At 45.1% G+C, this 26,876-nt stretch carries 20 protein-coding genes; 6 read left to right on the forward strand and 14 right to left on the reverse strand.

Annotation, left to right across the window (positions count from 1 at the left end):
• Positions 1 to 82 precede the first annotated feature (82 nt).
• From LSG34_RS15530 to LSG34_RS15545, 4 genes are read right to left on the reverse strand one after another with little or no spacing between them, the layout of a single operon-like run.
• Positions 83 to 1,534, reverse strand: a complete 1,452-nt coding sequence (locus tag LSG34_RS15530; protein WP_233010020.1) for a TrkH family potassium uptake protein — start codon at positions 1,532 to 1,534, stop codon at positions 83 to 85.
• Positions 1,534 to 2,172 (reverse strand): YigZ family protein, encoded by a 639-nt coding sequence (locus LSG34_RS15535; protein ID WP_233010021.1) that lies wholly within the window; start codon positions 2,170 to 2,172, stop codon positions 1,534 to 1,536. The genes LSG34_RS15530 and LSG34_RS15535 overlap by 1 nt, the downstream gene beginning before the upstream one ends.
• 9 nt (positions 2,173 to 2,181) lie before the next feature.
• On the reverse strand, positions 2,182 to 3,504 hold the full coding sequence (gene pepQ, locus LSG34_RS15540) for a Xaa-Pro dipeptidase (protein ID WP_233010022.1): 1,323 nt from the start codon (positions 3,502 to 3,504) through the stop codon (positions 2,182 to 2,184).
• A gap of 55 nt (positions 3,505 to 3,559) precedes the next feature.
• Complete coding sequence (locus LSG34_RS15545; RefSeq protein WP_233010023.1) at positions 3,560 to 5,482, reverse strand: transglycosylase SLT domain-containing protein; 1,923 nt, start codon at positions 5,480 to 5,482, stop codon at positions 3,560 to 3,562.
• Positions 5,483 to 5,653: 171 nt separating this feature from the next.
• Between LSG34_RS15545 and fadB the strand changes: the two genes are divergently transcribed.
• Together fadB and fadA are read left to right on the forward strand one after the other, a co-directional pair.
• Positions 5,654 to 7,807, forward strand: coding sequence for a fatty acid oxidation complex subunit alpha FadB (fadB, locus tag LSG34_RS15550; protein ID WP_233010024.1), 2,154 nt, complete (start codon positions 5,654 to 5,656; stop codon positions 7,805 to 7,807).
• A gap of 15 nt (positions 7,808 to 7,822) precedes the next feature.
• Positions 7,823 to 8,989: an acetyl-CoA C-acyltransferase FadA gene (gene fadA / locus LSG34_RS15555; protein WP_233010025.1), complete on the forward strand. Its 1,167-nt coding sequence runs from the start codon at positions 7,823 to 7,825 to the stop codon at positions 8,987 to 8,989.
• An 83-nt stretch (positions 8,990 to 9,072) separates the two neighbouring features.
• On the opposite strand, the gene LSG34_RS15560 is transcribed toward fadA, so the two are convergent.
• Together LSG34_RS15560 and LSG34_RS15565 are read right to left on the reverse strand one after the other, a co-directional pair.
• Complete coding sequence (locus LSG34_RS15560; RefSeq protein ID WP_233010026.1) at positions 9,073 to 9,390, reverse strand: nucleotidyltransferase family protein; 318 nt, start codon at positions 9,388 to 9,390, stop codon at positions 9,073 to 9,075.
• A complete protein-coding gene (locus LSG34_RS15565; RefSeq protein WP_233010027.1) occupies positions 9,387 to 9,800 on the reverse strand; it encodes an HI0074 family nucleotidyltransferase substrate-binding subunit in 414 nt (137 codons plus the stop codon). Before LSG34_RS15565 ends, LSG34_RS15560 begins: the two co-directional genes overlap by 4 nt.
• A 192-nt stretch (positions 9,801 to 9,992) precedes the next feature.
• Between LSG34_RS15565 and tusA the strand changes: the two genes are divergently transcribed.
• From tusA to LSG34_RS15585, 4 genes are all read left to right on the forward strand, one after another.
• Positions 9,993 to 10,247: a sulfurtransferase TusA gene (gene tusA, locus LSG34_RS15570; protein ID WP_233010028.1), complete on the forward strand. Its 255-nt coding sequence runs from the start codon at positions 9,993 to 9,995 to the stop codon at positions 10,245 to 10,247.
• Between the two features lie 164 nt (positions 10,248 to 10,411).
• On the forward strand, positions 10,412 to 11,137 hold the full coding sequence (locus tag LSG34_RS15575) for a hypothetical protein (protein ID WP_233010029.1): 726 nt from the start codon (positions 10,412 to 10,414) through the stop codon (positions 11,135 to 11,137).
• The gene (locus LSG34_RS15580) at positions 11,137 to 12,144 is read left to right on the forward strand and encodes a sensor histidine kinase (RefSeq protein ID WP_233010030.1); all 1,008 of its coding nucleotides are present in this window, start codon (positions 11,137 to 11,139) and stop codon (positions 12,142 to 12,144) included. Before LSG34_RS15575 ends, LSG34_RS15580 begins: the two co-directional genes overlap by 1 nt.
• 26 nt (positions 12,145 to 12,170) lie before the next feature.
• Positions 12,171 to 12,911, forward strand: a complete 741-nt coding sequence (locus LSG34_RS15585; protein ID WP_233010031.1) for a LytR/AlgR family response regulator transcription factor — start codon at positions 12,171 to 12,173, stop codon at positions 12,909 to 12,911.
• Positions 12,912 to 13,001: 90 nt separating this feature from the next.
• Here the strand turns inward: LSG34_RS15585 and glyS are convergent, their stop codons facing one another.
• The 8 genes from glyS to dnaA all read right to left on the reverse strand — a co-directional run bounded on the left by glyS (position 13,002) and on the right by dnaA (position 26,676).
• The gene (gene glyS, locus LSG34_RS15590) at positions 13,002 to 15,059 is read right to left on the reverse strand and encodes a glycine--tRNA ligase subunit beta (protein ID WP_233010032.1); all 2,058 of its coding nucleotides are present in this window, start codon (positions 15,057 to 15,059) and stop codon (positions 13,002 to 13,004) included.
• On the reverse strand, positions 15,059 to 15,991 hold the full coding sequence (glyQ, locus tag LSG34_RS15595) for a glycine--tRNA ligase subunit alpha (RefSeq protein ID WP_233010033.1): 933 nt from the start codon (positions 15,989 to 15,991) through the stop codon (positions 15,059 to 15,061). The genes glyS and glyQ overlap by 1 nt, the downstream gene beginning before the upstream one ends.
• Positions 15,992 to 16,197: 206 nt before the next feature.
• On the reverse strand, positions 16,198 to 17,940 hold the full coding sequence (locus LSG34_RS15600) for a hypothetical protein (RefSeq protein ID WP_233010034.1): 1,743 nt from the start codon (positions 17,938 to 17,940) through the stop codon (positions 16,198 to 16,200).
• Positions 17,941 to 17,945: 5 nt separating this feature from the next.
• On the reverse strand, positions 17,946 to 20,462 hold the full coding sequence (locus LSG34_RS15605) for a hypothetical protein (protein ID WP_233010035.1): 2,517 nt from the start codon (positions 20,460 to 20,462) through the stop codon (positions 17,946 to 17,948).
• A 203-nt stretch (positions 20,463 to 20,665) separates the two neighbouring features.
• Entirely contained in the window at positions 20,666 to 23,086 is a 2,421-nt protein-coding gene (gene gyrB / locus LSG34_RS15610; protein WP_233010036.1) for a DNA topoisomerase (ATP-hydrolyzing) subunit B, read from the reverse strand.
• A gap of 2 nt (positions 23,087 to 23,088) precedes the next feature.
• Complete coding sequence (gene recF, locus LSG34_RS15615; RefSeq protein ID WP_233010037.1) at positions 23,089 to 24,189, reverse strand: DNA replication/repair protein RecF; 1,101 nt, start codon at positions 24,187 to 24,189, stop codon at positions 23,089 to 23,091.
• A 3-nt stretch (positions 24,190 to 24,192) separates the two neighbouring features.
• On the reverse strand, positions 24,193 to 25,302 hold the full coding sequence (gene dnaN, locus LSG34_RS15620) for a DNA polymerase III subunit beta (RefSeq protein ID WP_233010038.1): 1,110 nt from the start codon (positions 25,300 to 25,302) through the stop codon (positions 24,193 to 24,195).
• 12 nt (positions 25,303 to 25,314) lie between these two features.
• Positions 25,315 to 26,676 (reverse strand): chromosomal replication initiator protein DnaA, encoded by a 1,362-nt coding sequence (gene dnaA, locus LSG34_RS15625; RefSeq protein WP_233010039.1) that lies wholly within the window; start codon positions 26,674 to 26,676, stop codon positions 25,315 to 25,317.
• Positions 26,677 to 26,876 lie beyond the last annotated feature (200 nt).

Below are 26,876 nucleotides of genomic sequence, written 5' to 3' on the forward strand. Positions count from 1 at the left end.
TATTTTTGCAGAATCCGTTCAGTATCTTCATTACCTGTGAGCTAGATAGGTAGCCCTTTTATACAGGCAGCTGTACTACCTGTTAATCCTTCCAAAACACAGCTGTGAATAAGACCAACAAGGTGAATACTTCCAGACGACCGAAGATCATCGCCATAATCAGTACCCATTTGCCGGCATCAGGCACTGATGCAAAGTTGGCTGCCACTTCCCCTAAGCCAGGGCCTAAGTTATTTAAACAGGCCGCTGTAGCGGTAAAAGCGCTGATATTGTCCATGCCGACCAACAGCAGCAACAACATAATGACGACAAACACAAAAGCGTAAGCGGCAAAAAAGCCCCAGACGGCTTCTACTATTCGATCCGGTACTGGCCGACGGCCCAGTTTGATCGAATACACAGCACGTGGATGTACTAAGCGGTTTAACTCCCTTTTGCCCTGTAAAAATAGCAGCAGTACCCGCACTACTTTTAAACCACCAGCAGCGGAACCAGCACAACCACCGATAAAGCTGGCGAAAATTAACAGAATAGGCAAAAACAGCGGCCAGCTGGAAAAGCTTGCGGTGGAGAAACCTGCAGTAGTCGACATAGACACGGACTGAAATAATCCATGGTTTAACGCACTTTGCCAGTCAGGATAAATTTGCTCTTCCAACAGCACCAGAAAACAGATCACCATCAACGCCAGTTGAATAGCGACAAAGGCTTTAAACTCAGGATCGCGCCAATAGGTTTTAATATTTTTGCCTCTTACCGCGGCAAAGTGCAGAGGGAAATTGACTGAACTAATCAATAAAAAGATGGCACAAATCATATTAATACTGACGCTGTTAAAGTAGCCAATACTAGCGTCGTAGGTAGAAAAACCTCCTACAGCTACGGTAGAAAATGCATGGCAAATCGCATCAAAAACACTCATACCCGCGACATAAAATGAGACAGCACAAGCGATAGTAATCCCCAGATAGATAAACCACAGATGCTTGGCGGTATCAGCTATACGCGGCGTCATTTTGTTATCTTTGACCGGACCCGGAGTTTCAGCCCTGTACAACTGCATGCCCCCTACCCCTAACATAGGCAGAATAGCCACAGCTAATACGATGATCCCCATACCGCCAAACCACTGCATTTGCTGGCGGTAATACAAAATAGCTTTGGGCAGACTTTCTAAACCGGTCAGCACTGTAGCGCCTGTGGTGGTTAAGCCTGAAAAAGACTCAAACATACTGGCCGCCAGATTCATATCAGGATTTTCTGTCAGCCAGAAAGGTAAGGCACCTACTGCACCTAATACGGTCCAGAACAACACCACTATTAAAAAGCCTTCCCGCACTTTCAGTTCAGATTTCTCATTGCGGTTTGGATACCAAACCACAAAACCAATCAACAAGGACAGGAAAAAAGACAATAAAAAAGGCACGCCAGCGCCGTCCTGATACCAATAAGCAACAAAGGCTGGTGGCAACATGGTAATACTGAAGATGGTAACCAGCAGACCTAAAATACGGATGATGGAACGGTATTGCATCAGGAATCCTGCTCTGACGGGTTATGCCACATCAAGGTGGCTTGTGATTCTTTTAGTCTGAGTATGGTCTGCATAAACTGCTGTTCAAATTCCTGTTGGTCGCTTTGAGCGATACGTACTGTTAATCGCACTTGCTGGTCAAACTCTTGCTGGTCTATCAACCAGCGGTTTTGCCACAGGCGCTGTATGGCTTCAAAAACGGCATAAGGCACAGACAAAGTGGCCTGATGCCGTATAGGTATAAATTCGCGTTGTGCCAGCGTCAGAGCTTGTCGTACTGCATCACTGTAAGCACGGACTAATCCGCCAGTGCCCAGCTGAATGCCGCCATAATAACGTACTACAGTCGCACAAAGCCCTACCATGCCAGAGCCTTGCAATACAGCCAACATAGGTTTGCCTGCGGTACCAGAAGGTTCACCATCATCACTGAAGGCTTGCGGCTGACCCGTTGCACCTGCTGGCAACAGCATAGCACTGCAGACATGAGCTGCTTGTGGATGTTGCTGCTTTTGCTGACGAATAATCTGCTGGCCTTCTGCCAGACTTTGTATCGGCCATAAAGTACATAAAAAACGGCTGCGTTTGATTTCTTGCTCAGACGAAACCGTTTTAGCCAATACCCAGCAACCGGACATCAAAACACCTTAAGCCAGCTTCAGCTCACGGGTCATATTTTCATTGCGGTCTTTGTGCACTATGACGTTATCTTCAATACGGATACCGCCGTATTTACGGAATTCAGCCACTTTATCCCAGTTCACCGCTTTACCATGGGCAGTTTCTTTTAAATCAGCCAATAAAGAGTCAATAAAATACAAACCAGGCTCAATGGTAAAGACCATGTTGGCTTCGACCAGACGAGTGGTACGCAGGAATGGATGATCAGCAGGAGCAGCCACATGAGTACCACGCTCATCGGCCATAAAACCGCCGACATCATGCACCTGTAAACCCAGGTGATGACCTAAACCATGCGGGAAGAAAGTACGGCTGATACCGGATTCAAGAATGCCTTCAGCGGACATCTGCACAAAGTTAAAGTCGGCCAGAATATTTGCAATATGCTGATGAGCTTCGATATGTAAATCCGGGTATTTGATACCAGGTTTTAAGCCATCCACCAGTTTGAGTTCACTATCAGTCATGGCATTGATCAATGCAGCGAATTCGTCGTCTAAAAAGCTATAAGTACGGGTAATATCAGCAGCATAACCATGGAAACTGGCACCAGCGTCTATTAAAAACGAATGGAATTGGTCCGGTTTTTTTCGCTCTAAAGCTGTGTAATGCAAAATAGCCGCGTTTTGATTCAGCGCTATGATATTGCCGTAAGGCACTTCGTTTTCGCCCTGACCCACTGCAGCCAGATAAGCCAGCTGAATATCAAACTCTGAACCACCCGCCATAAAGGTGGCTTTGGCAGCGTTGTGTCCTGCGACTGCAATGCTATTTGCCTGACGCATACAGGCCAGCTCGTAGTCAGTTTTGTAGGCTCGGTGGTAATGCAGATAGCTGATCACGCCCTCAGGGTTTATTTCGCTAAAACCTAAAGCTGTTGCTACTTCAATATGTTCGCCCAGATACGCCATACGGCCTTTGTCATAAGGCAAAATACGCTCAACCTGATTGGCTTTTTCCAGAATCTGAATATCAAAAAAACCAGACCAGAACGAATCGGGAGCGTCAGGCACTTTATGCCAAAAGTCTTTTGGCAGATAAAAGACCAGTTTAGGTTTATTCACACCATCAACAATCAACCAGCAATTCGGGTTGTCTACCACTGGGATCCAGGCTTTAAACAGCGGATTTACTTTAAACGGATAATCCATATCGTCGAGGAACTGGCGTTTAGCCTGGCCTGAGTGGATCACTAAAGCGTCCAGATTCTCGCGGGCCAATACGGCTTTAGTGCGTTGCTGCAACACAAATAAATGAGCGGCGTAAAGTTCTTGATAAGCTGGACGCATAAATTCGGATCCCAATAAATATTTATTAATTCAAAACCATTGTACCACGAGAGCCTTAGCCCTCTATCCCTACCCGCATCTCGGCCAGAGGCTCAAAAATATGCTGGCTTTTCTGCATTTTTAAGCTGTAGATCTGGTAGTACATCATGACGTTTTTGACATAGTCACGGGTTTCTTTAAAAGGAATAGTTTCCACCCAGATATCCAGCGGCACTGAACCATCTTTGGGGATCCAGGATTTCACCCTGCTAAACCCGGCATTGTAGGATGCTGTGGCGAATACCACGTTATTTCCGGTATTTTTCATCAGATAATTCAGATAATAAGTACCGTAATTAATATTGGTGACCGGATTATACAACTGCTCAACAGGGACCCGACGACCAGTAATATGCTTGGCTGTTGCCGGCATAATTTGCATCAGGCCATGGGCGCCAACAGGCGATTTAGCCGTTGGAATAAAGGTACTTTCACGCCGTGCTATCGCCATAGCCCAGGCCGGATCGACCCTGGCTTTCTTCGAGTAGGTCTGAATTTCTTTATTAAAGGCCATAGGGAAACGTAAATCTACATCATCCCAATAACCTGCTTTGGCCAGTGCTACTATAGCGTTGTCGTACCAACCCCACTCAAAGGCCAGTTTAGCGGCACTGTATTTTTGTAAATCGCTGCCGTATTGCTGTAAATGCGTCAGTTCACGCTTGGCTGCATTAGGTCGTTTAATTGCTTGCCATTCCTTCATGCGACGCACTGGTGCACTGCTTTTAAAAGCTAAAAAGTCGGTAGCGGATACTGGCACTGGTTTATGCGCCAGACTAGGTGGCTGACCTAAATGAGCAGCAGCCAGATAACCGTAATAACTACGCAGCTTGGCCAGTTGCTGATAAATATGCACTGAGGATTCTTTTAAGTTCACTTGCTGATAAGCGCGGGCTAACCAGTATTGGCTCGAGTCTTCTTCAGCCAACTCTGTAGGTAAAGCCTTGACCGCTTCAATAACGGCGTACCAATCCTTTTTGCGTAATAAGCTGGCCAATTGCCACTGCACAAATAATTTATCTTTGTACTCGTTTGGCACTATGGCGATAAATTTATCAGCACGGGGATCGTTTTTACTGGCTAAGGCTATAGCAATCTGACGAGCCGTCACAGCACGGTTTTCGTTGCTGAAAGCCGGGTCGTGAGCAAATCTGTTCCAGACATCAATGGCCTGATCTGGCTTTTTCCATACCAGCTTTTGTATACCATAAGCTGCTAAATCACGCTCCAGAGGGCTACGCAGTGGCAGGAAGTTTTTGCGGTACACCAAGGACGGGTTATCCATCACCTGCACCCACTTTTCAGCCAGGTACTTCTGATTCTGCGGCAGCAAGCTGCGCAAATAAGGCAACATGCGCTGATTGTCGGCCTTTACTGCAGCTAATACACGCTGCCAGACCGCATCTGGTGTGCGCTGACCTGCTTTACGCCAGCGGTCAAAAATAGGGTCGCATTCATCAGGACGTGTTTTACCTACAGCCCATAAGTCACGCACTGCAGGCCATACAGCTACTGGCTTTTCCAGCACCAGCCGCATTTCCAGCGCCTTACAATCTAAACTCACATCCGAGCCATATTGATAGTTTTTCAGAAAAAGCTGGGCTTGCTGACGGTCCGCCAGATAAATCAGCCAGCGTTTGCGTAAGGTTCGTTCCAGTGGGGTGCCCTGATGCTCTTGCATAAAACGCACTACTGCACCTGTGTCATCCAGCGATTTGCTTAACCATTCCAGCTCCAGATAAGGCTGCAGCGGATAAGCCTGCATTTCTTTTAAGACTTTTTTGGCCTGGGCATCGGTCAGTTTATGAATATTTTTTTCAGCCAGTTCAAAACGTTTACGCATGCCCTCATTAATAGCATGGGCAGGAAAAACGACGGACAAGGCGGCGGTTGCCAGCAACCAAAGCGATGGACGGAAAACAGAGGAGAAACGCCACATACAAATATTTACCACCTATAGTTACTGGAACATCTATCGCAAATTCAAACAAGTGTTTAAATAACGGTTGAAATTTTTACTGAACCGCGACACACTGACTCTGCAATAGACTCATCTTACCAGTTGCGAATAAAAGCAATAGTCCACCATGTGGGACGAAGGAGAACATTCATGATCTACCAGAGTAACAGCATCACCGTCGCCTATCTGGCGGATGGTATTGCCGAGTTTACCTTTAATGCTACCGGTTCAGTTAATAAATTTGACCAACAAACCTTAGCAGATTGTCGCGCCGCTTTGAATCTGCTGCATGCAGATAAAAACCTGAAAGGCGTGATTTACACCTCAGGAAAAGACGCTTTTATCGTAGGCGCTGATATTACTGAGTTTTTAGGTACATTCCAGCAGCCTGAAGCTGAACTTATCCCCTGGATCAAATCTGCCTCTGACGTGTTTGACCTGGCTGAAGATTTACCAGTTCCAACCATTGCTGCTATTCGTGGTTTTGCCTTAGGTGGCGGTTTCGAGTGGACTTTAACAGCAGACTACCGTGTGGCCGACACCACAGCCAAAGTAGGTTTACCTGAAGTGAAACTGGGTTTAATGCCAGGTTTCGGCGGTTCAGTACGTTTACCTCGCATTATTGGTGCAGACGGTGGTATGGAGTGGATCACCACGGGCAAAGAACGTGGCGCTGACGCTGCGTTAAAAGAAGGCGCTATCGACGCCGTTGTTGCTCCGGAAAAATTAAAAGACGCTGCGTTGTCGATGATCAAGGATGCCATAGCAGGCAAACTGAACTGGCAGAAAAAACGCGCCGCCAAATTACAGCCACTGAAGCTGAACAAAACTGAAGCCATGATGAGCTTCAACACAGCTAAAGGTATGGTGTTTGCCAATGCAGGTAAACATTACCCTGCTCCTATGGTGGCAGTAGAAACTATTGAAGCCGCAGCCCGCTTAGACCGTGCTGGTGCTGTGGCTTTAGAAAACGCTTCTTTTGCCAAGCTGGCAAAAACTACAGCTGCTGCTGCCCAGATTGGTTTATTCCTCAACGACCAATTGATCAAAGGCAAAGCGAAAAAAGCAGCTAAAGTAGCAACCAAAGAAATTAAGAAAGCAGCCGTTTTAGGCGCAGGCATTATGGGTGGCGGTATCGCTTACCAGTCTGCACTGAAAGGTGTGCCAGTAGTAATGAAAGACATAGCCGACAAAGCTTTAGAGCTGGGTATGGGCGAAGCGACTAAGCTGCTGAACAAGCAGGTTGAACGCAAAAAATTAGATGCAGTTGGCATGGCAAAAGTGATTGCCAGCATTCAGCCAACCCTGAGCATGGAACCGGTAAAAAGCGTTGATATAGTAGTAGAAGCTGTAGTAGAAAACCCGAAAATCAAAGGCGCAGTATTAAAAGAAGTCGAAGAATTAGTAGCGGCTGACACCATTATTACTTCCAACACTTCTACTATCTCCATTGATTCTTTAGCAGCCAACTTAAAAGATCCAAGCCGCTTCTGCGGTATGCACTTCTTTAACCCTGTGCACCAGATGCCATTGGTTGAAGTCATTCGTGGTAAAGACACCAGCGAAGAAACAGTAGCTGCTGTGGTCGCTTACGCTGCCAGAATGGGTAAATCCCCTATTGTGGTAAACGACTGCCCTGGCTTTTATGTCAACCGCGTATTATTTCCGTACTTTGCAGGTTTCAGCAAACTGGTATTAGACGGTGCTGACTTTGCCAAAGTAGACAAAGTAATGGAAAAAACCTTCGGCTGGCCTATGGGCCCTGCTTACTTGCTGGATGTGGTTGGTTTAGATACAGCTTTCCACTGCACAGACGTAATGGCTGCTGGTTTCCCAACCCGTATGGGCAAAGTAGAAAACGACCCTGTCGCTCTGATGTATCAGGCACAGCGTTATGGTCAGAAAAACGGTGTAGGTTTCTATGCGTACAGCAAAGACGCCAAAGGCAAACCGAAAAAAGATTCTGATGCCGTATCCTATGACTTACTGGCCAAAGCTGGTGCTTCAGGCGTGGAATTCAGCGCGGACGACATTATTGCCCGTTGTATGGTGCCAATGATTAACGAAGTGATCCGCTGCTTAGAAGAAGGCATAGTGGCCAGCGCTGCAGAAGCTGATATGGGCTTAATTTATGGTTTAGGTTTCCCTCCGTTCCGTGGTGGCCCGTTGCGTTATGCCGACACCATTGGTCTGGCTAACTTTGTTGCTTTAGCAGACAAATACGCCCACTTAGGTGAAATCTATCAGGTAACAGACAAAACCCGCGCCATGGCAGCTTCTGGTGCCGTGTTCTACCCGGTTTAAGGCGGAGAGAAACAAATGAAACAAGCAGTGATCGTTGATTGTATCCGTACCCCTATGGGTCGTTCTAAAGCAGGTATCTTCCGCAACGTGCGTGCAGAAGAATTATCCGCTTATGTGATGGCCGCTTTGGTTGAACGTAACCCGGCTTTAGACCCAGCCGAAATTGACGACGTGATCTGGGGTTGTACCCAACAAACTCTGGAACAAGGTTTTAACATCGCCCGTAATTCTGCTTTATTAGCAGGTCTTCCGCATTCAGTGCCGGCTGTGACGGTCAACCGCCTTTGCGGTTCATCGATGCAGGCCTTACACGACGCAGTACGTGCCATACAAACCGGCATGGGTGAAGTGTATTTAATTGGTGGTGTGGAACATATGGGTCATGTGCCTATGACTCACGGTGTGGATTTCCACCCTGGCTTAGGCAAAAACATCGCCAAAGCCGCAGGTATGATGGGTTTAACAGCTGAACTCTTAGGTAAACTGCATGGCATCAGCCGTCAGCAACAAGACGAGTTTGGCGCCCGTTCACACCGTTTAGCTCATGAGGCTACTATACAGGGTCGTTTCAAAAACGAAATTATCCCGGTTGAAGGCCATGACGCTGATGGCGTATTAAAAGTATTTGATACAGACGAAGTAATACGTCCAGAAACTACAGTGGAGACACTGGGTGCTTTACGTCCGGTATTTGACCCGGCCAATGGTACTGTCACAGCTGGTACTTCTTCTGCTTTATCTGACGGTGCTTCTGGCATGCTGGTGATGAGTGAAGAAAAAGCCAAAGCTTTAGGCTTAAAAATCCGCGCCAAAGTCATTGGCATGGGTGTAGCTGGTTGTGACCCTTCTATTATGGGTTACGGTCCGGTTCCGGCCACGAAAAAAGCCTTAAAAGCTGCAGGTATCACTATTGCTGATATCGACTACGCCGAGTTAAACGAAGCTTTCGCTGCTCAGGCTCTGCCTGTAATGAAAGACTTAGGTTTACTGGAAGTGATGGATAGCAAAGTGAACTTAAACGGTGGCGCCATAGCCCTCGGCCACCCATTGGGTTGCTCAGGTTCACGTATCAGCACCACGCTGATCAACGTGATGGAAGACAAAGGCGGCAAATACGGCTTAGCCACTATGTGTATAGGCTTAGGCCAGGGCATAGCGACAGTGTTTGAAAGAGTCGAATAAATACCAGCAGTTAGCTGTTGAATAACAGGGTTGGCTTTGGCCAGCCCTTTTTATTTGTATTTTGAGATTCCGCTGCGGAGAACTTAAAACACTAGAGCCTGAACTTTGACCTTCTGCTGTTCAATCACGGCCCTGAATTCCGGGCTTGTTGTCGACCAATCCACAACATCGACTTTCCACGGTAAATCAGACTCAGAGAAGGCTTCATGTAAACTGGCCATTAAGGCTAAAGACAAAGACTGCTGCGACATAATCACTAAATCTAAATCAGAAAAAGGCTTAGAAGTCCCTTTGACACGTGAACCAAAAGCCCAGACTTCACAGGAAGGCACCAGTTGTCGCAATATCTGCTGCACTATAGTCAAATGTTCAGAACTGATATCTAACTGACTAATGCTCATGCCATTCTCTTTTGTAACTGCTCAGATAAATGACTAGCTTCAGCTAAAAATTTTGGAATACCTGCTACCACTTCTAAAGCCACAGCTTCATCGTAGCTATGACTGGTTTTACCACGCATTTCACGATACAAACGCCAGTCCGGCCAGCTTCCCAATAATAAGCCCTGCTCGTTACCAGTGCGGATCAAATCCTGAAAAGGCATCTGATCAAATAGCTCAGGAGTCGCGGACGTCATTTCCAGGTAACTCTTCAGCATTTTATGGCTGATTTCATAGGTAAACTCAAAACGCTGCACCAGACCATCACGAATTTGAGTGTCGCTGATATCCTGCTGATATCTTAACCAACCTTCGTGCAGCCTATTGGTGGCATTATGTAAAGGGGCCAGATCGAGCACCAAATCATTCATCAGCTAAGTCCTGTATTAAGCCTTGTCACATCAGCAGGTGTAAGCGAATTTAACACTATGCTATCGTAATTTGCGTACTTTTGCCCAATCTTAGCCTGAAGTAGGAGTTTTCGCTTAATTCCAGCTTTTCAGCACGAATAAGCTAAGTTAGCATAAGCGCCCTTTTAGTTTGAAAGCTGTGGAGCAAGAGCTATGTCGAACCCCGAACAGTTATTTTTAGCGGCCGATCAGCAGCTGGATACTTTAGGTTTACGTTGCCCTGAGCCAGTAATGTTAACCCGCTTGGCTATCCGTAAGATGACGGCGGGCCAGACGCTATTAATTACAGCAGACGACCCGGCCACTACCCGCGATATTCCTGCCTTTTGCCGTTTTATGGAGCATGAACTGGTGGCCAGTGATACCAGTGCTGAACCTTTCCGTTATTTAGTAAAAAAGTCCGGCTAACCATTCAATCAGCTGACGCGCTTCCCCTCGTCTTTTAACGACCTTTTTCCGCCCTTTATTGACCACTTTCTGCCCCTTATGGATTCGCTCTATAAGGGTCAACGCCATTCCGCCACACTGCCTGCATCAAGACACTTAACCCCTGATAAACAAGGTAAAACATGATGCAACAGACCAATAAAATTTTTAACCAAACCAACTTAAACCTGCTGCTAGTCACGGCGTTGGTGGCTTTAACCATTAAAACCCAACTGCTGCCAAGCGACAGCAGCACAGTGCGTGAACTGAATGTACAGCGCATTAATGTGATGGAGCCCAGCGGTCATCCACGACTGGTGATTGCCAATACAGATCATGCACCTAAAGCCATAAAAGATGGCAAAGAATTTTTTGATCCGGGCCCACGCCCAGGCATGATTTTTTACAATGACGAAGGCACAGAAAACGGCGGTTTTGTATTTCGTGGTTTTGAAAAAGACGGCAAAGTGGAGCATGGGCTGCATTTATCTTTTGACCGTTACAATCAGGATCAAAGCCTGGCGCTGCAGCATGTGGAACAGGACGGTATGCTGATCTCAGGCCTGAACGTGATAGACAGACCACAATACCCTGTTGATGACTATATGCAGTTGATGCTGGCTGCCGAAAAAGGTGATGCCAAAGCTTCAGCCCGAATTAAAGAGCTGGAACAACTACACCCAGATATTCATGGTAACAGAAGGGCTTTTTATGGCACATTAAACAAAAAGGCAATGCTGCAACTTAATGATCCACAAGGAAATAAACGAATTGAAATGGCTGTGGGCACAGATGGTCAACCTCAACTGGTGTTTTATGCCGAAGATGGCAGCGAACTGCTGCGTTTGCCAGAAGAGGTACAGGTGAAATGATGAAACAGCTAAAAACCTTTGTCCTGTTATTGGCTTTTTCCTATGGCTTGATGTTGTACCTGGCGCTGTTGCAAACCATGCCTGAGCAACCCTTGCAGTTTCATGCCGATGCTCCTGTCTGGCTAACCTTGCAGGCCGCATTATCGCTATGGTTAAGCCGCAAGTTAGATGCTGTACTTTGGGCTAAAGGCGCTGCAGCTTCATTGCTGCAGCGTTACAGCCAGAGCTTTGGTTTAAGTTTACTGATTTTTGTTAGCCTGATGACTGGTATGCAGCTTTTGATAGATACAGCCACTAGCCAGCCCTTTTTGCTACAGCAGTATCTGCGGGTTGGCCTGATGTATATGCTGGTGCATAGCTTAATTGCAGGAGCAGACTTGTTATGGCAGGCCTTAAAACGCCAACAACAACAGCAACTGGAGCTGATGCAGGCGCAGCAGCATAACCAGCAGTTCAAATTGCAATTGCTGCAACAACAGCTGGACCCACACTTTTTGTTTAATAACTTAAATGTGCTCTCTGTGCTTATTCATAAAAGCCCGGAGCAGGCCGAACAGTTTCTTGACCATTTTGCCGATATTTACCGTTACCAGTTGCAACAAGGCAGTAAAACGCTGGTGCCACTTACAGATGAGTTGGCTTTTGCGCAGCAGTATATGGCGCTATTGGTACAGCGTTTTCCGGCCAGTTTTCAGCTGCAAATCCATATTGAGCCGAAACAGCAAGCCAACTATCAATTAGTGCCCTGCAGCCTGCAGCTGCTATTGGAAAACGCGGTAAAACATAACAGCGCATCAGCCGAACAACCTTTGGTTATTCAACTGGAACTGCAGCAAAACCAGTTAATAGTGCGTCACCCACTGCGGCCCAAAGCTTTTGCTCAGCCAGGCACAGGCACTGGTTTAACAAATTTATCCGAACGCTGTCTGGCTTTGCTTGGTAAGCCAATAGACGTGATACAAAACGACGAATTTATAGTGAAAGTGCCGCTGCAGCAAAGTGTGTAAACAAGCGGCACAAGCAAGGACAAGCCATGAAAGTACTGATTATTGAAGACGAGCAATTAGCGGCAGAAAAACTAATGGGTTATCTGAAACGGCATCAGCCCGATGCCGAAGTGGTCGCTCAACTCAGCTCTGTAGCTCAGGTACTGGAGTTTTTCAGCGCAGATCCAAAAGCTTCACAGCTGGATTTAATTTTCTCCGATGTAGAGCTGACAGATGGCCAGGTATTTACTGCGTTAGAACAGCTGGATTTGCCTTGCCCTGTGCTTTTCACCACAGCTTACGATCAATACTGGATGCAGGTGTTTCAGTACCAGGCGGTGGATTATTTACTGAAGCCCTTCTCCTACCCCAGATTCGCCGAAGCTATGCTGAACTTTGCCCAGCTCAAACATAAGCTGCAACAGCCAGTGCTAGCAGCGGTACCGGCTTATAAAAAACGTTTTTTATTACGCAAAGGCCAAAGCTTATCTATTTTGCCTGTGGCCGATATTTTGCTTATTCGAGCTGCCAACGGCGTATTACTGGCCACTGATAAACACAACAGCGTGCATATACTGACGGAAGCCAACTTAGGCGATATCGAAAGCCAGCTCGACCCCAGTGAATTCTTCCGGCTAAACCGCAGCGATATCCTGCATATCAGCAGTATTTTGCAGGTAGAGCCATACAACAAAGAGTCAGTGGCAGTAGTACTAAGCTGCGATAAAGAACCGGCTATCAGCAGTAAAACCAGAACAGCGTTGTTTAGGAAATGGTTGAATCAGTAGGCTCCGAAGCATCTACTTTTATAATCACTACCTTAACCAACAAAAAAGGAGCCGAAGCTCCTTTTTTAATTATTATCAATCAGTTGCATATCACTGCAATACAGAAATATCCGCTACGCGCAGGAATAGTTCACGTAATTGCTGTAACAAAGCCTGACGGTTTAAGCGTACTGCTGCATCGTCGGCGTTGACCATGACTTTGTCGAAGAACTGGTCTACTACGTCGCGCATGGCGGCCAGATGGCTTAAACCTTCAGCGTAGCTGCTTACAGTCGACTGATACGCCTGTTCCGCCACTATGGCCTTATACAGAGCTTGTTCGGCTTCTTCGCTGAGCAGAGCGCTGTTGATGCTCTCTGGAATAGCTTCTGTCACTTTGGCCAGAATATTGGCTACCCGCTTATTGGCTGCCGCTAAAGCTAAAGCGGCATCCAGTTTGCGGAATTCAGCTACAGCTTTGACACGACGGTCGAAGTCGGCCGGATTGGTTGGACGACGGGCTAATACGGCCTGGATCACATCCACACCAAAACCTTCGCCTTCGTACCAGGCGCGGAAACGGCCAAGCATAAAGTCCAGCACTTCGTCGGATACGCTTTGCTGAGTCAGCTTGTCACCAAAAGTAGTTTTGCTGAATTCAATCAGTTCAATCAGATCCAGTGGTAACTGTTTTTCCACCATAATACGCAGCGCACCAATGGCAGCACGGCGCAAAGCGAACGGGTCTTTGTCGCCTTTTGGCGCCTGACCTATACCAAAGATACCGACCAGAGAATCCATTTTATCGGCGATGGCTACAGCACAAGCTTCGAGTTGGCTTGGCAGGCTGTCACCGGCAAAACGTGGTTTGTATTGCTCGTTCAGCGCCACAGCCACAGCTTCGGCTTCACCGTCCAGACGCGCATAATGCATACCCATCACGCCCTGCACTTCAGGGAACTCGCCAACCATATTGGTCATTAAGTCAGTTTTAGATAACAAACCAGCGCGTTCTGCATGAGTAACATCAGCACCAATTTTGCCGGCAATAAATGCTGCTACTTTGGCGATACGCTCTGATTTCTCTAATAAAGTGCCCAGCTTTTGCTGGAACAATACGGTGCTTAAGGCAGGCAAACGATCGACCAGTTTGGTTTTGGCGTCTGTAACAAAAAAGAACTGAGCGTCAGATAAACGTGGACGCACTACTTTTTCGTTACCAGAGATAATCTGGCTTGGGTCTTTGCTGGCAATGTTCGCCACAAAAATGAATTTATTCAGTAACTTGCCATTATTATCAACCAGCGGGAAATACTTCTGGTTGTCTTTCATAGTGGAGATTAACGGCTCAGCAGGAACCTGCAGGAAACGTTCTTCAAAAGAGCCGACCAGCACAACTGGCCATTCAACCAATGAAGCAACTTCTTCCAGCAAAGCATCATCCATCAGCGCTACGCCGTTTAAAGCTTTGGCCTGAGTTGTCACGTTTTCAGCAATAATGGCTTTACGTTTGGCAAAGTCGGCAATGACATAAGACTGTTCCAGCGTGCTTAAGTAGGCATCGGCATTTTTGATTTCTACCAAAGCTGGTGCATGGAAACGGTGGCCATAACTGACACGACCCGACTCTTTGCCAAGAATAGTAGCAGGCACTACATCGTCACCTAATAACAGGGTGACAGTGTGCACAGGGCGGATAAATTCGGCCGTTGAATTGCCCCAGCGCATTGGCTTGGCAATTGGCAACTTAGCTAAGGCAGTGCTGATCACAGCTGGTAATAAAGAAGCTGTGCTTTCGCCTTTAATCAGCGCTTTATGAATTAACCAGGCGCCTTTATCCGTTTCTAAACGCTCCGCCTGCTCAGCAGTAATACCGTTCGACGCAGCCCAGGCTGCAGCAGCTTTAGTTGGCTGACCATCGGCATCAAAAGCAGCAGCCAAAGCCGGGCCACGTTTTTCTACCACTTTGTCTTGCTGTTGCAACGCCAGTTGATTCACACGAACCGCTAGACGGCGTGGCGCTGCGTACCAGCTGACTTCGCCATGGCTTAAGTTGTGTTTTGCCAGCTCTTCAACAATGTTATCGCTAAACGCAGTAGCTAAGGTTTTTAAGGCTTTTGGTGGTAACTCTTCGGTACCAATTTCTACGAAAAAATCTTGCACAGACATTATGCCTCCTGCTTAGACTGGTTACGGCGCTTGCTATCACTACATAGGGGAAAACCTAACTTTTCCCGCGCAGCGAAATAGGCTTCAGCACAGGCTTTAGCCAGGGTGCGAACCCGCAGAATATAACGCTGACGCTCGGTCACAGAAATGGCGTGACGGGCATCCAGTAAGTTAAACGCATGAGAGGCTTTCATTACTTTTTCATAAGCCGGTAAAGCCAAACCTGCTTCAATCAGCTTCTGGCTTTCTGCTTCACACTGGTCGAAGTAAGTGAACAGCGCTGGCACGTCAGCATATTCAAAGTTGTAAGTGGACTGCTCTACTTCGTTCTGGTGGAATACATCACCATAAGTGACGCGTCCTAAAGGACCGTCAGCCCACACCAGATCATAAATACTGTCGACGCCCTGGATGTACATCGCCAGACGCTCTAAACCATAGGTAATTTCGCCTGTGACAGGACGGCACTCTAAGCCACCTACTTGCTGGAAATAAGTGAACTGAGTCACTTCCATGCCGTTTAGCCACACTTCCCAACCCAGACCCCAGGCGCCCAGCGTTGGCGATTCCCAGTTGTCTTCGACAAAACGTATATCGTGCACTAGCGTATCAATACCCAGTTCACGTAAGGAACCTAAATACAGCTCCTGAATATTGGCTGGCGACGGCTTTAAGATCACCTGAAACTGATAGTAGTGCTGCAGACGGTTTGGGTTTTCACCGTAACGGCCATCTGTAGGACGGCGGCAAGGCTGCACATAAGCCACGTTGGTCGGCTCCGGGCCTAAAGAACGTAAAAAAGTCATAGGATGGAAAGTACCGGCCCCTACTTCCATATCCAGCGGCTGAACAATAACGCAGCCCTGGCGTGCCCAATAATCTTGTAATGCCAGGATCAACCCCTGGAAGGTCTTCATATCGTACTTTTGCATTAGCCTGACCTGCTGGAAAAAATGACTGAAAAGTATACCTATTTGCGCCGCTGAACTGTAGCGCTAAGCCTGATTTTTGGCTTAAAAAGAGCAATTTGCTTCATACACGGTTGTAATATGATGCAAAACAACATCCGCACATTATATTTTTTAGCTGGGACTAAGCGCCAAGTTAAACATAAAATAGTTTTGATATTTTGCAGCTATTAGATCATTAAAGCTTGTGAAGTATCACCGACTATAGAGCAATGGACTGCATCTATTAGTACATCGAAAACCTTTTCCGCTTTTGAGTGATCCTCCAAAGACAGGCACGAAGCGCCCATAATCGGTAAAGAGAATATTTTGGCCTTTAAGTTTGATCGACGCTTATATTGAAAAAATTCCGTCCCATAACTAAGTGGGAATAGCGCTATGACACCAACTATTTCATTGTTTGTTAAGATACCGGAGCGTTTGTTATAGACGGACATCCCCCAATAGTATTTATCAATAATGTTTGGTAGATGGATATTACGCACAGTACCTTCGGTGCTGTATTTCGCATCCAATATAATATATCTTACATCTCCATTATCTGATTCGAACTTAATGACATAATCCGGTCGCCAGTATTTATATTCTCCAACATTCCTATGCCAGACATCACAAAGGGCCATATCCTCTGTATCTTGAAGATTAAATGGCATTATTTTTCTATCATAGGAAAAAGTTACTTTGTAGGTGCCGCGTCTGAATATCAACTCTCTAGGTATAAACTCACTAAATTCATGATGCTCTTTAGCCGCAACAATCGTCCATTCTGATTTGAGGAAATAATCGATGGTGAAGAACAGAACATACAATTCGTATATTTTTGAAAGAGATTTTAGCTTCAACAAAAAAGCATTTGTTCCTAAGTAAGGAGCGCCTAACGCATACCAGTCATATAAGTCTTTATATAACACGCGGTATATTTTCGATGTACGGGCATAAGGGGTCATGATAGGCCTTAGTTCACCCACATAGACAACGGCAAGCCTAGTCTCAAGCAATTTAATGAATTCAATACACTTCTCTATAACGAGTTTACAACGACGTTCCATACCAACGGCGGTCACGTTTAGGAGTAATCGTTCAAAGCTCTCATATCCCTCGATGTCTGCAGGGGTTAAGCTAGATGAATGAAATCTGTCTATCAATTGTTCTAACTTCTTCCTTACCGAGTAAAGCCCTCCTAGGATAATTCTATTCTCTTCAACATCAGCACTTTCTCTAAGTGTTAGTACATCCATGTCACCAAGATCAAAATTTCTCCCACGAAGAAAAACGTCTCCTTCACCAAAAGTAGGAGATATAGAGTCCAAGTTCTCAATAATGTTTACAGGATCGATATCAAAGTTTGAAGATTTTGCTTTCCACAAACTCTGTTTTACAGGTACCAACCTTGTTCTCTTTGTCGTTAGAAGCTCAGTTCTAAAACTAATTAGTTTAGAAACGAACGATTCTGCAGCACCAACTATTTGTTCAGGATCAGCCAACCCTAAACTGTCTTTATCAAACCCAGCAGGAGCAGTAGAACGAGAAAAACACGTTTTTATTATATTTTCATGTTTTGAGGAAAGGTACATCAACATCTTTGTAGCTTGTTCTGCATTCATTTTTTTCGCACGAACATCTAGCAATATAAAGAATGTCAGGTCCTCAATATATATACGGATAAATGATTGCCCGAAACTTTCAGAAAAGAACCTCGATTTAGGCGTTCTATATTGATAAATATCATCAACATGCATGACCTCTGTAGCAACTTCAGCATCCTCTATAAAAACAGAGACATCATCAAATAGCTCACTCGAATTAATTACTATGCATATTTCGTCATCTTCACGAATTACGAGCGAAAGATTACCAGTTAGTCCAACGACGTGCTGAATGCCTCCGATATCAATAAGTACCGTATTACTCATTGTACTTACCAACAAAAGAAGTCAAACGATTGTAAATCTGACTCTCCGAAAGCAATAATTCGCTGAAGTGTTCGAGCTGACTCTTTTAAATCATTGTCGACTAGTATTGTCTTGAGGAGCTCTAGTCTCTTTGCGAATTTACTTCCATGTCCCTGGATTAGCGGAAGTACATTCTGTTGGATAGCGAAATCCAATGCCATGAGGTCATTATCAACATTCATTAGCATTCTTGCCTTACCGCAATATTGGTATATCGCATTCTCTTTTCTTGGGCTAATAGATATTGGCCGTCCATAGTTTGCATCTACATCAACCAAAACTTTTTTAATCTGACTGTAAATAGCAAGTTCAACAGCTTCAAGTTCTGGCACTTTTTGAGATGTACCAAATAACTCTTTCATACTAACAGCAGCAATCGGTTGGGATTCAATTATGCTTTGTGTAATTACATCATGTTCCGTGGTATCTGATGGATTATCTAAAATAATTATCGGACACCTATTGATTAAGCGCGGACTTAGAGGCTCTGTAGTTCCATCATAGTTAATTGTGGCGATGAACCGAAGGTAATCAGGGATATTCAAGGTGTCATTACCAAGAATTATGTTTCGTTCCTGTTCAGAGTCAGAGAGTCCCATGAAAGCTGACCAATAATGCTCTATCGGACTTAAATTTGCTTCATCGAGTAAAACAAACGCCATGGGCTGTTCGCTATTTCGCTCATCAGATAGTGATTTAATGAAATTGTATAATCCAGTATTAGCAGGCTGAAAACGGCTGGTTAAAGGGTTAAAATAGCCTATTAAATCCTTCTGTGAAGTCCATCCTCTAGCCACAGCTACCTCTCGTAGCCTAGGTTTTACATTTTGACATTCAGCAAGCAAGCGAGCTAACGACGTTTTACCTGTTCCTGGTAACCCCGCAAATATTGTCATAAATGACTGCTGGATAGTGACTAGGAAATTCGCAATCTGGAAGTCGGCATAATATCTGCCTTTTGAAGATAACGAAGCTTTAAGTAGATCGACGATCTCTTTTTGGCGGCTTGTCGTGGAGCCAGTATTCACCAGCCTTGAGTTTAAAGATATTTTCTCTAAATTTTGTTCATGTGGATGGTACGAACCATTAATTGCATCAACATAAGGTTTTAACTGAGATAATTTCTTTTGAAGTTCAGATTCTTTTAACCGCAATTCGTCATTTATTTCTTTTGTTTCCTGCTCAGCTCTAATTAATTTTTCTTTTTCTTTGTCTCTGGTCTTTTCAAGAAAATCGATCTCGTTAGTTAACGTATCTAACTTCTCAACCATTTTGTGTGTAACCAAAAGCTGTTGTATTTTAGAACCTAGTTCTTCTATTTCCGCTCGTTTTTTCCTTATCTCCTCGTCACTCTGTGCATAGACTTGGCTAAGATCTGAATCCTTTTCACGCTCTTCGGCTAATCTCTGAATGTCATTGTTCAGATCGTTCTTTTTGCTGTTTAGCTCGCTTACTCGATTTTGAGCTTTTATGATCTCAGAATTCAGTTCTTTTAATTCTTCGTTTATATCTTCAGCTCTTTCTTTGCGAAGCTTTTCAATAAATACGTTTTCATGCTTTTCGATGAACTCCGTGACTAGAGGCTTCCCCAAATCACCATTCAAGAACATAGACATAGCCTTCAGAACATCGTTTCTCGATTCGAATAAATGTTCCGTTAATGTCTGAAGCCTAGCTAAACGAGCTTTGTTAAGTTCGTTATCCAACCTAGGATATTTTTTTATCTGAGTTATTAAAGAATCAACTCTACTTTTCTCTAAAATTCTTTGCCCCTGATCTCCCGCGAGCTTCGAGCAATAACGTAGCACTTCGTCATCTGAGGAATAGTCATAATAACCCGCCCCCATTAACAGATCGAGTCCCTGAATCAGGGCTTTAGCACCATTAAAAAATCTTACTAAAAACTTCCCACTTTTTTCGTTATCGAATTTGTATGTTTGGTATGGCGCTAAACTGACATTAGGTAAAGGACTATCAATAAAATCAATTTCAATGGTACACAGAAGTTCTTCTTTATTAAGTAGCTTTGACCATTTAAATGGACCATAAACTATTTCGGAATCTTCAATAAAGATGTAGTTAGTTCCAGGATATTCATCTAAAACTATAACTCTTGAGTTTGCATGTGGTAGCTTACTAAGAATAACCTCAAAATAATCTTTAGGCTTTATAGGAGTCGCATCAAGGGAAGTGGCAACATATTTACATGCCTGTTCCGGCACCACGTTTTCGCTGTTTCGCTCGGATAGTCTTATTCTTAATTGGAACAACTTTTTATCGGGATAAGCTTCTTCAAGTTCACCGTAATGATTTGTTATGAATACCTTTTGTGTTGCGCAGAAATTATCTTCTGTTATCTGATGTAACTTGCCTTCAATTAGCTCAGCCACAGGTTTTACGAAACCAAATTGATCAGACTGATTTTTGCTTCCTTGTATATGACATATGATAATTCGTTCTTGTGGAAGTAAGGTATTTAGCATAAATGTTCCATATCGCTGTTTTAGTTGAGCTAACAAAGAATTAGATTATTAGCAAACTTGAGCCTTATACTTTACCCAAAGTTGAACTGATTGTCTTTAATGTTTGAGCCTGAAACACATACATTAGAATTCTTTGTATAGTAAAAAGCCGAGCAAATTGAATTGCTCGGCTTTTTCGTTTAAACATTATTTTATAAAGGTAATTACACGTCCAGGTTTGCAACCCGCAGCGCGTTTTCTTCGATAAAGTTACGGCGTGGTTCTACGTCGTCACCCATTAGTGTGCTAAACAGCTGGTCGGCACCAATGGCATCTTCAATAGTCACGCGCAGCATGCGGCGAGTATTTGGATCCATAGTGGTTTCCCATAACTGTTCAGGGTTCATCTCACCTAGTCCTTTATAACGCTGGATATATAAACCGCGTTTGGATTCGGCCATCAGCCATTCAAGCCCTTCAACAAAGCTCTCTATTGGCTTGATTTTCTCACCACGGCGAACATAACCACCTTCTTCAATCAGGTCAGCTATAGCAGCACCTAATTCAACAATACGGCCGTAATCCACTGAGGTGATAAAGTCATAATGCAGCAGGTATTCGTTGTCGATACCGTGCTGACGGATAATAACTTTTGGTATAAACAGATGACGCTCGCGGTCTTCTACTACAGCATAACCGTAGCTTGAACCATCTCCTTCACGCTCTTGTAAACGCGTGATGATGTTTTTAGCCCAGCTCTCGGCTAAAGCAGCATCTTTACACAGCTCAGGCGTAATAGCAGGCACATACACCAGTTCGTTCAGTAAGTTCGACGGGATCTTACGGCTTAAACGAGTAATAGTGGCTGACACTTTATGGTACAGCTGCACCAGAGTTTCCAGCTGCAGGCCACCTATGCCAGGAGCGTCTGCATTGACGTGCAGAGTAGCTTCATCCAGCGCCAGTGTGGTTAAGTATTCAGTTAAAGCCGGATCGTCTTTAATATATTGTTCTTGCTTACCTTTTTTCACTTTGTATAAAGGTGGCTGAGCAATATAGATATAACCACGTTCAATCAGCTCTGGTGTTTGACGGTAGAAAAACGTCAGTAACAGAGTACGGATGTGAGAACCATCGACGTCAGCATCCGTCATCAGGATGATGCTGTGGTAACGGGTTTTGTCCGGGTTGTATTCGTCACGGCCAATACCACAACCTAAAGCGGTTATCAGCGTGCCTACTTCCTGAGATGAAATCATCTTGTCGAAACGGGCTTTTTCTACGTTCAGGATTTTACCTTTTAACGGCAGAATAGCCTGGTTTTTGCGGTTACGGCCCTGCTTGGCAGAACCACCCGCAGAATCACCCTCTACCAGGTAAAGTTCTGATAATGCTGGATCTTTTTCCTGACAGTCGGCCAATTTACCCGGTAAACCAGCGATATCTAACGCACCTTTACGGCGAGTCATTTCACGGGCTTTACGTGCGGCTTCACGGGCACGGGCTGCGTCGACAATTTTGCCAACTATGATGCGGGCTTCACCCGGGTTTTCTAACAGGTATTCGTTCAGTTTCTCGTGCATCGCACTTTCAACTGCAGACTTCACTTCACTGGAAACCAGCTTGTCTTTGGTCTGAGAACTGAATTTAGGGTCCGGCACTTTAACGCTGATAACAGCAGTTAAACCTTCACGGGCGTCGTCGCCTGTGGCCGAAACTTTCATCTTTTTAGCGTAACCTTCGTGCTCAATATAAGTGTTTAACACCCGGGTTAACGCCGAGCGGAAACCTGCTAAGTGAGCACCACCATCCCGTTGTGGAATATTGTTGGTGAAACAGTAAATACCTTCCTGGAAAGAATCGTTCCACTGCATCGCTACTTCTACAGAAATACCATCTTCTTCACGGTGTGAGGTGAAGTAAAAGGCTTTCTGGTGAACCGGAGTTTTGGTGCGGTTTAAGTACTGCACAAATGCTTCGATACCACCTTCGTATTTGAAATGGTCAGTTTTGTCATCACGTTCATCAGTCAGAATAATGCTGACACCGGAGTTCAGGAATGACAATTCACGTAAACGTTTGGCCAGAATATCGTAGTGGAAATTGATATCGCTGAAAATGGTTGGACTTGGCCAGAAACGAATAGAAGTACCAGTGCCTTCAGTTTCACCTACTATAGATAAAGGCGCGTCTGGCACACCTAAACGGTAGATTTGTGAATGCACTTTTTGCTTACGGCGAATGGTCAGCTCTAACTTGTCAGATAAAGCGTTTACTACAGATACACCTACACCATGCAAACCACCTGATACTTTGTAGGAGTTATCATCGAATTTACCACCGGCGTGTAATACCGTCATGATCACTTCAGCTGCAGATACACCCTCTTCGTGCATATCTGTAGGAATACCACGACCGTTGTCGCGTACTGATACTGAGTTATCGGTGTGGATAGTTACCCATACATCAGTACAGTGGCCAGCTAAGGCTTCATCGATGGAGTTGTCGACGACTTCGAATACCATGTGGTGCAAGCCTGAACCGTCGTCCGTATCACCGATATACATACCGGGTCTTTTACGTACGGCATCCAGGCCTTTTAATACTTTGATACTCGACGAGTCGTAAATATGTTCTTCGGCCATCTTCATTCTGTCCGTATTGTTATCTGTCCGTGTTCCACGTGAAACAATGCTGGATTCACATCCGGTATTGCTGGCAGAACCTGATCAGTATTAATCGCTGAAATAAATACCTGCGAATTAATGGTGTTTAAAAAACTAAATATATGACGCTTGGAATTATCGTCTAATTCCGAGGCCAAATCATCAATTAATAACACTGGCTTTTTATGGCCGTAGTTATAAATCACGTTACTTTGCGCAACTTTCAGCGCAAAGAGTAATACTTTAAGTTGTCCACGCGACAACACTTCTTCTACCGCCTGGCCCGCTACTTTCAGCTTTAAATCCGCCTTTTGTGGGCCAAACTGACAATGTCCTAACCGCAAATCCTGCAGAAAATTTTGCTGCAGTAATTGCTGTAATTGCTCCGGCGTTTCGATACGTTCGGGCCAGCCTGAGTATAACTGCATGGTTAAACCCGAAGCCCAGAGCGCATCAACCAAAAGAGGCTGAACCGCCGCATCTAAAGCCGAAATATAACGCTGGCGTAAAGCCTGTAATTCAAATGCCAAACTGGCCAAATTTTGGTCCCAGTAGGCATATTCATCGTTATAACGCTTTTGTGTTTTTAACAACGCATTGCGATGTTTTAGTACACGCTGCAATTTGCTCCACAAGGAATAGAAACTGTGTTCCACGTGAAACAATCCCATATCGAAAAACTGCCGTCTTTCTTTTGGGCCCCCAAGTAATAGCTTAAAGCTCTCTGGGGTAATTAATTGTACCGGCAGCAATTGCGCCAGTTCAGAGACACGGTTCAGGTCTTCCCCGTTTAACCGCATCCGTAGTTCGCCTTCGCGTTCGCGCTGCAAGCCGAGATTTAATATCTGCTGCGCCATTTCAACTTTGGCATTCAGTAAAAATGCCGGTTGTTCATACCGGATCAGCTTTTCTGATCTGCTGCTGCGAAAAGAGCGGCCGTGCGCCAAATAATAAATGGCCTCGAGCAAACTTGTTTTGCCGCTGCCATTTTCGCCATAAATCAGGTTTATCCCGGAACGAAACTCTAAGTGAGCTTCGGCAATGTTGCGAAACTGCTGAATTCTAAGCGTATTTAATGCCATTCACTATAAACGCATTGGCATCACAACGTACATGGCGCCTGACTTACCGGCTACACCTTCAATCAGCGCACTGGAGTTACCGTCACTTAAATGCAGCACCACCAGGTCGGTTGATAAGGTATTCAGTACGTCGAGCAAGTAGCCGACGTTAAAGCCAATTTCCAGCGTATCGCCCTGGTATTCCACTTCAATGCTTTCTTCCGCTTGCTCGTGTTCAGGGTTATTCGCCACAATTTGTAGCTCACCTGAACTCAAAGTAAAACGCACGCCACGGTATTTTTCATTCGATAAAATGGAAGCGCGAACACAAGAGTCTTTTAATACATCACGGTGCGCTGTCACCAGCTTAGTGCTGTTGCGTGGCAATACACGACGATAATCAGGGAAACGGCCGTCAATTAATTTACAGCTGAAGCTGAATTGAGTGTCGGTTAAACGAATATGGTTTTGACCTAAACTTAAAGTCACCAGTTGATCATCGGCAATGAGTAAACGCATCACTTCCAGCACACCTTTGCGCGGAATAATGATTTGTTTTGAATGACCAGCTGTAGCAGCTAATTCAATAGAACTCATCGCCAGACGGTGACCGTCTGTTGCGACAGAACGTAAAGTGCCGTTATCCACTTCAAATAACAAACCGTTCAGGTAATAACGCACATCCTGGTTGGCCATTGAAAATGCGGTGTCGTCTAATAAATGACGCAACTGGCTACGTGGTAACTGTAAATCGACCTCACCTTGCCAGCTTTCTAAATTTGGATAATCGTTGGCGCTTAAAGTCGATAAGGTGAATTTACTTTTGCCTGTGCTGACCACACAGTTATCACCTTGCACTGTGACACTTAATAAAGAGGTGTCGGGTAAGCTGCGACAAATATCCAGAATCTTTTTCGCCGGCACAGTAATACGGCCAGGGCTTATAAGTTGCTGGATAGGTGACATAGCCACCAATTCAATTTCTAAGTCGGTACCGGTCAGGATGAGCTGACCGTCTTCGCGCGCTTCAATCAACACATTCGACAAAATAGGTAAAGTATGGCGCCGTTCAATAGCACCTGACACCATTTGTAAGGGTTTGAGCAGAGCGTCGCGTTCAATAGTAAATTGCATCACCATTCCCTATTATGAAGACAATGTTCGAATTAAGTTTTGGAAATCTTCTTTAATTTCATGCGTCTCTTCTTTTAACGATTCGATTTTACGACACGCATGCAAAACTGTGGTGTGGTCACGGCCACCAAAAGCATCACCAATTTCCGGCAAGCTGTGGTTGGTCAGTTCTTTCGCCAAAGCCATCGCCATTTGACGAGGACGGGCGACTGAACGGCTGCGGCGTTTAGACAATAAATCCGCCACCCGTATTTTGTAATACTCGGCCACAGTTTTCTGAATATTTTCGATCGTGACTAACTTGTCCTGCAAAGCCAGCATATCGCGTAATGCTTCGCGCACAAAGTCGATCGTAATAGGACGGCCAGTAAAGTTGGCATTGGCCGAAATACGGTTTAACGCACCTTCTAATTCACGCACATTAGAGCGAAGACGTTTAGCGACAAAAAAGGCCACTTCTTCCGGCAGACGAATATTGATCTCCTGAGCTTTGCGCATCAGGATCGCAACCCGGGTTTCCAGCTCAGGTGGTTCTATGGCGATAGTTAAACCCCAACCGAAACGACTTTTTAAGCGCTCTTCCACACCGTCGATTTCTTTTGGATAACGATCGCTGGTTAAAATGATCTGCTGGTTACCTTCAAGTAAGGCATTAAAGGTATGGAAGAACTCTTCCTGGGAACGATCTTTTTTCGCGAAGAATTGAATATCATCGATAAGTAGCGCATCTACGGAACGGTAATAGCGCTTAAACTCTTCTATCGCGTTGTTTTGTAAAGCTTTTACCATATCCTGTACAAAACGTTCTGAGTGCATGTAAATCACTTTAGCATTTGGATTTTTCGCCAGAATACCGTTGCCGACCGCATGCAATAAGTGAGTTTTACCTAAACCTGTACCGCCATATAAAAACAGCGGGTTATACGCAGTGCCAGGATTATCGGCCACTTGTTTGGCTGCAGCGCGCGCTAACTGGTTCGATTTACCTTCTACAAAGTTATCGAAGTTGTGTTTAGCATTGACATTGCTATTCACTATAGTTTTTGGCGCTGGCTCAGGCATAGCGGCCACCGGAGCTGCAGCTGGTGCAACTCGTGGCAATTGATTCACAGGGGCGGCCAAAGGCTTTTGGGTTGAACCAACATCAAAGCGTAAACGTGGCGCATGATCGCCACAGTAGCCCTGGATCAGTTCATTGATCCGATTCAGGTATTTGTCACGCACCCAATCCAACACAAAGCGGTTAGGCGCATACAAAGTCAGTGCGTCATGCGAGCTGTCAGCTTGTAATGGACGGATCCAGGTTCCAAAATCACGAGCCGGTAGCTCGGCCTGGAGCGCTTCGAGGCAATTTTTCCAAACGGACTGATACACCATATCTCCAAAAGCCCCTAATAATTATTATTTAGTTAGGCAGGCGTAAGTGAAAAGAGCAGCATTATCATACGATCTTATCCACAAGTTCAATATTGACTTTTGCAAAAATGCGACGCGCGGCAAAAACAATATGTAACCACTTGTTTTATATAACAATAAACCTCTTATTCTATTTACTGATATGCAAGCAAAAGATC

Origin of the sequence: Rheinheimera faecalis, from assembly GCF_021290965.1 — a bacterium.
GTDB classification, from domain to species: Bacteria; Pseudomonadota; Gammaproteobacteria; order Enterobacterales; family Alteromonadaceae; genus Pararheinheimera; species Pararheinheimera faecalis.